This is a genomic window from Turicimonas sp. TL08, assembly GCF_054660695.1.
The window spans coordinates 1-1,480 of record NZ_BAAGDP010000053.1; the positions used below are offsets into that span (position 1 = coordinate 1).

At 42.5% G+C, this 1,480-nt stretch carries 1 protein-coding gene; it reads right to left on the reverse strand.

Annotated elements, in window-relative coordinates:
- Window positions 1–277 precede the first annotated feature (277 nt).
- A complete protein-coding gene (locus tag ACYQ4O_RS12860; RefSeq protein ID WP_460175859.1) occupies window positions 278–1,393 on the reverse strand; it encodes an IS110 family RNA-guided transposase in 1,116 nt (371 codons plus the stop codon).
- Window positions 1,394–1,480 lie beyond the last annotated feature (87 nt).

A 1,480-nucleotide genomic window follows, 5' to 3' on the forward strand; every position in this document is an offset into this window, starting at 1 on the left:
TTTTTTTATTCCGTGTGAAGTTGGTTGAAATTCAGATCCACTCAATCTAACTCAATACATGGAAGTGGCCAATCTACCAATCTTTTCAGGCTGTTTAAAAAGTCGCTATTAACTTTCTTTGCCTACCATGAACTTCAAGATCAGTCCGCTCGTGCCTCATAAAGCCTAATGTTTGTAAAACAATCAGTCTGCGCAGGCTGTGGAACGGGCCTTTCGGCTTTCTCATGCTAAGTTGTAGTTGATTGTGCTCGAATTTTCTTGTTATCTCTAATGTCCTTTAAACGGTTTGCTTTGGCAAAGAGCACTTGGCAATTGCAGCAACTTTGGGATTGAATGATTTACCGCTGATCAGCATTGCTCTGATAATTCTCAGAAGCTTTGCTGCCACAGCACACGTGAGCTTGCCCCAGGGCATTTTTTCCCTTTGCTTCTTTAAGATCCATTTCGACAAAGCTCTGGCCTTTAAATTTCCCTTATTAGCCATGAGAATTACGGATCCGGCTGCTTGAATCATAAGACTCCTCATAGTCTTATCTCCACGTTTTGTTAAACGTCCTTTCTTTTCATTGTGCCCCGTAGAGATGCTTCTCGGAACCAGTCCAAAGTAAGCAGGAAAGTTCTTTGGATGCTTGAATCTGGAAATATCGCCGATGGTCGCTTTGAGCCTACAAGCACATACCAGACCAATTCCTGGGACCGTTTGTACCATTTTGCAAAGCTCATCGCCCTTGCTTACCTGTTTTAACGTTTTGTTAATTTCTGTCAATGCCTTTTGTACCTCCTGTGCATGTTTAACCATGTTTTGGAGCTCTCTCCTAAGTTCTTCTGGAAACTTCTCATATTTCTCGATCATTTCGCTTAGGCGTGCCTTTCCGCTGATCCCTTTGGAAATGTTCAACCCCCAGCTCTGACAGATTCCTTTGAGCGATACTAGGGTCTGTCTATATTGCTTGACATACTGTTCTCGCAGAGTGGTCAGACATGCAAATTCCAACTGTTGCCGATCCTTAGGTTTGATAAGCCGGATCTGTTTATCTCTTGCCAAGAATGCCAGAGCTTGTGCATCGTTGAGGTCCGTTTTCTGATTGGAAAAATGCGTTTCAATATAATTTTGAACATTCTTCCCGTCGATGACGACACATCTATGTCCCCAACTTTCCAGTTCATTGACCAGCAAATTCATCTCGCAACATGGCTCCATAGCGAATGTTGTTGCTGGCATCTCTTGGGCACATTTCCGCAGATCCTGGTATTCGAGTCGATCAATGCCTATAAGTTCACCTTCGATTGTTATCAGAGCAGCACTGACGCAATTTTTTGCCAAATCTAAGCCGACAACTTCGTATTCCTGGTTGGTATCAATCGTATTTGAGAGTATTCTTTTGGTTGACATGGAACCTCCAAATTTGGAAAATTTTTACAAACATTTTTATTTTGCTCCCATTCTCCAATGAGGAGCAGAAGGGTTCCATGTCATTAA